General features: G+C 34.5%; 4 protein-coding genes. All 4 read right to left on the bottom strand.

The annotated features are described in order from the left end of the window. Positions 1 to 138 precede the first annotated feature (138 nt). The 4 genes from BU038_RS11930 to BU038_RS11915 all read right to left on the bottom strand — a co-directional run bounded on the left by BU038_RS11930 (position 139) and on the right by BU038_RS11915 (position 4,095). Complete coding sequence (locus tag BU038_RS11930) at positions 139 to 492, bottom strand: YlbF/YmcA family competence regulator (protein WP_107606199.1); 354 nt, start codon at positions 490 to 492, stop codon at positions 139 to 141. Positions 493 to 623: 131 nt separating this feature from the next. Then, positions 624 to 1,754 carry a DUF445 domain-containing protein gene (locus BU038_RS11925; protein ID WP_107606198.1) on the bottom strand — a complete coding sequence of 377 codons (1,131 nt, stop codon included), beginning with the start codon at positions 1,752 to 1,754 and terminating at the stop codon, positions 624 to 626. Positions 1,755 to 1,949: 195 nt separating this feature from the next. After that, entirely contained in the window at positions 1,950 to 2,414 is a 465-nt protein-coding gene (gene xdrA, locus BU038_RS11920) for an XRE family transcriptional regulator XdrA (RefSeq protein WP_107606197.1), read from the bottom strand. 406 nt (positions 2,415 to 2,820) lie between these two features. Next, positions 2,821 to 4,095 carry a dicarboxylate/amino acid:cation symporter gene (locus BU038_RS11915; RefSeq protein ID WP_107606200.1) on the bottom strand — a complete coding sequence of 425 codons (1,275 nt, stop codon included), beginning with the start codon at positions 4,093 to 4,095 and terminating at the stop codon, positions 2,821 to 2,823. Positions 4,096 to 4,129 lie beyond the last annotated feature (34 nt).

Below are 4,129 nucleotides of genomic sequence, written 5' to 3'. Positions count from 1 at the left end.
ATGTAAAATCAATTGTTTTGTAATCAAAGTATCATCTTATTTTACCATAGTCGCCTGCTATGAGTCTAAAGAACAAAGATAACAAAAACATGAAAAAACTGCCGGGTAGAATTACCCGACAGTCAAAATGTCTAATTATTATTTTTCTTCTTCAGCGTAAACTTCATCTAAAGGTTTTACGATGATTTGGTTGATTTCTTGGAAGACTTGGCTCATTTGTTGTTCAGCTTGCATTAATTCAGCAATGTTTTCGTCTTTTTCAATTGCTTGTGCTTGCTCTTGAGCTTTTTGTAAGTCTTCTTCTTCGATTTGTTGTCCTTGCATTTGCATTTGTTGGAATTTCAATTGTGTTTCACGGAACTCATCGAATAATTTTTTAGATTCTTCATTAGCTTTAACTTTGTCATAAGCATCTTTGATTGCTTGATACTCATTGCTTTCTCTTAAAGCCTCTTCTAATTTGTGTGCTTGTTCTTTTAAATCTACTGCCATTTCAAATTCACTCCTATAAGTTATTGTTTTACTACGTCGTCAATAAACATAACATAAATAATTTACAGTGTCGAAACATTTACTTGATTTCTTAGTAACAGACACTAAACACATTCCCAACCTAATTCATTTTAAACGAATAATGCAATAATACCTTGGAAACAGCCAATAATACCACCCAGTAAGAAACCGAGCATCATGATTAATTTTAATTCTTTGTTCGCAATTTCAATGATTAAGCGTTCAATATAATCAAGATCAAATGAATTGATTTGTTCTTCTACAATCGCACTTAAATTCACTTGTTTCATAATTGATGAAATATGCTCTGCAGCTTTATTAACAATTAAATCTGTAATAAAGCTTGCTGCATGTGCTTGTGCATACTGTACTAAGCCAGGCGCTAATTCTGAAATCGGTTGGTTCGCTTTATGCGGAATATCGATATACGCCATCATAATTGGAGTCATTTTATCTTTAATATTGGTAAACTGTGCTTGTGACAACACTTCATTTAACTGTTTATCTTTTAATGTTTGATATTCATTTCTAATTAACTGTGCAGCAATCTGACGCGCTTTCGGATGATTTGTTAAACGAATCAATTCCATTTGAATGCGCTCAGCAATACTTGCTCTTGTCATAAACATTTCAAGCAAACCGACAATTTTACCCTTCTCTTCAAAAAACGTATCTAACATATTATAAATATCTTGTTCACCTTTTTGAGATGATAAGTAAACACGTGCACGATCACATAACAATGGTGTTAAACTTTCAACTTTCTCATCGATTTCTGCTTCCAAAGCTTCAGGAATTAAAGTGTGAAGTGCTGCTTGTCCATGTTCTTGATAGTATTGTTGTAATTTATCTTCAATCAGCTGTTGTACCTTTTGCTGTGCTGCTGTTTCAAAATCTATATCTAATGACTGCGCAAAGTTTTGCAACGTTGCACGATCACTGCTTAATTTATGGATTTGTTGCGAAATAAACCCTTCAATTGCTTGTCGTGCACTCGCTGAACTGATTTTCTCTTTAATCAGTGCTTCAGTAATTAAATGTTCTTCAATCACACGGCCTATTTTATTAGCGATTTCTTCTCTACGTTTAGGGACTAATCCAGGTGTGAACGGAATACGCCACTTTCCGATATAGTAGGCTTTTTGCGGATGAAATAACATTTTAATCGCAATGATATTCGTAACACCGCCAATGATTGCGCCAATCACAATCATAAATAATATGACGAAAAATGCGTGCATAATTTTTATCTCCTTTTCAATCACTCGTAGGTTTAATATTACAATACATCTCTTAATATACACAATTCAGAGGTTTCAAAACGCAAAAAAGATTGGCAGCAATAGCCGCCAATCTTTTTAAGTATGTCATACATGGGATAAAAAAGTGTATCAATCTCTGTAAAAGATTCTGTTATCACTTATTTACCATCTGAATTAAGCATGTACTAATTCATCTTTAGAGATTCTTCCGAAATATGTTTCAGCTTCTCTTAATTTAGAAGTACCAAAAATAGGTTGTTTGTTTTGATTTAATACACGGTAGATTTCACTGACTTTATTACTTTGCAGGATAAATCCGTTTTTAGAATCTAATGTATTCCAGTAGATATCACTTGTTGTTGGGTGTTTAGGATATGCACAGTGATTTCTAGAAATTGTTTGGACGATTTCAAGGGGGTCACATCCAAATGTACTGTTTAAAACATCAGAGTCTCTGAATAAAGCACAAATTGAAACACATGTAGTCCAGTTTGGTAAAACGCGTTCTTTCTCAATTTGTACGAGTGTTTTCTTTGATAACCCAATTGTTTGAGCCATCGTATCTTGAGTGTAGCCCGCTTCTATTCTCACCATCTTGAACTTTGTTTGAATTAAATCTGTAAAACTTTGTCTGTCCATCATTACTCTACCTTTCTATTGTGTAATCTTTCCGTACGCAAGAAATTGCAATAATACACAATTCTTGAAACACAAATTACATCTTAATACAAAATGCGAAAAATTAAAAGAGCGAATTTTGCTTTTATGACGTATTTTGATAAAGCCGAAATTGTCTAAATAATCAAACACGTCAAAAGTTATATAATTGCCAATTCTTTACATTTTAATTGAATTGGTTACGCTTGATCTAGTGGTTTTATACCCTTATTCTATTATGGCGAAAATTTGCGATATTTCAAGTCATTTTTACATTTTAAGTTAATTTTACTTTAAAGTAGAAATATTCATTTCACAGTTAAGTCATATTTATGCAAAATTAAAAAGATCGAGATGTCACTAGAACATCTCAATCCTCTGTAATATATTATGAACTTACGGCTTTTCTATCTTCTTGTTTAGAAATCATGAAGGCACATGCTGCATCCCCTGTAATATTAACAGCTGTACGCGTCATGTCTAAGAGTCGGTCAATACCGATAATGATACCAATCGCAGCAGGATTTAAATCAACTGCAGTCAACACCATCGCTAACATAATTAAACCTACACCAGGCACTCCTGCTGTACCGATACTTGCGATAACCGCAATCACAATCACAGTTAAAATCTGCAATATCGTCAGTTGCGCCCCTGAAATTTGTGCAATAAAGACGGTCGCAACTCCTTGCATAATTGCTGTACCATCCATATTGATGGTTGCGCCTAGTGGTTGGACAAATGATGCAATCGCTGGACGTACTCCCATTTTCTTTGTACATTCCATTGAGACCGGCAGTGCTGCGTTAGAACTTGAACCGCCGAAACCAATCGTAATTGCTGGAATAAAACCTTTAAAGAATTTGATTGGACTATCTTTTGCGATAAACTTAATCGTGCCGCCATAAATCAAGAAGAAATGTAAAATTAAAGCGGCTAATACAACGATGAAGTATAAACCGAGTTGTTTGATTGCGCCTAATCCTGCCCCTGTAAATGCATGGGCAACTAAACAAAATGTACCAATTGGCGCAAATACACGCATAATCATTGAAATAATATACATCAATATCTCATTGAACTGTTCAAAGAACTGTCTCACGATTAGCGCTTTATCTCCTAAGACCATCATACCGATACCAATGAAAATCGAGAAAGTAATCACTTGCAACATATTACCTTGTGTCATCGATTCAATTGGATTTTTAGGAAACAGATTAATTAAAGTCTGATCAAATGTTTGATTTGCCGGCGCTTCTGCTCCTTCACTTTGTTTGTCTAAAGTTTTTTGATAAGAAGCTACTTCAGTACTTTTCATTAAGTCTGAATGACCTGCACCTGGTTTTACAATTAGTGCTAGTACAATCGCTATAGTAATCGCAATGGCTGTCGTACATAAGAAAAACACGAGTGTTTTTAAGCCGATACCGCCTAATAATTTTGGATCACCGACACCGACCACACCCAACACAATCGACACAAATACGACTGGTACTACAAGCATAAAGATTAAGTTTAGAAATATTTGACCAACTGTGTTAAAGAAATATTGGTCTACCCCTTTTACTAAACTTGTGTCTGCGTAAATGTCACCAATGGATCCGATAATAATCCCTGCTACAAGCGCAATGACAATATTAATCGTTAGCTTTTTACTCTTCATATGTCTCATCCCCCTTTGTATACTTCTATTATAG

This window comes from Staphylococcus simulans (genome assembly GCF_003043455.1).
GTDB lineage: Bacteria > Bacillota > Bacilli > Staphylococcales > Staphylococcaceae > Staphylococcus > Staphylococcus simulans_A.
Note: the sequence above shows the minus strand (reverse complement) of the source record. Positions and strands in the feature narration are given on the sequence as shown.

What these genes read in the sequence shown, in the direction of transcription:
- BU038_RS11930 (WP_107606199.1), bottom strand. Translation starts at nt 492, where the DNA reads ATGGCAGTAGATTTAAAAGAACAAGCACACAAATTAGAAGAGGCTTTA.
- BU038_RS11915 (WP_107606200.1), bottom strand. Translation starts at nt 4,095, where the DNA reads ATGAAGAGTAAAAAGCTAACGATTAATATTGTCATTGCGCTTGTAGCA.
- xdrA (WP_107606197.1), bottom strand. Translation starts at nt 2,414, where the DNA reads ATGGACAGACAAAGTTTTACAGATTTAATTCAAACAAAGTTCAAGATG.
- BU038_RS11925 (WP_107606198.1), bottom strand. Translation starts at nt 1,754, where the DNA reads ATGCACGCATTTTTCGTCATATTATTTATGATTGTGATTGGCGCAATC.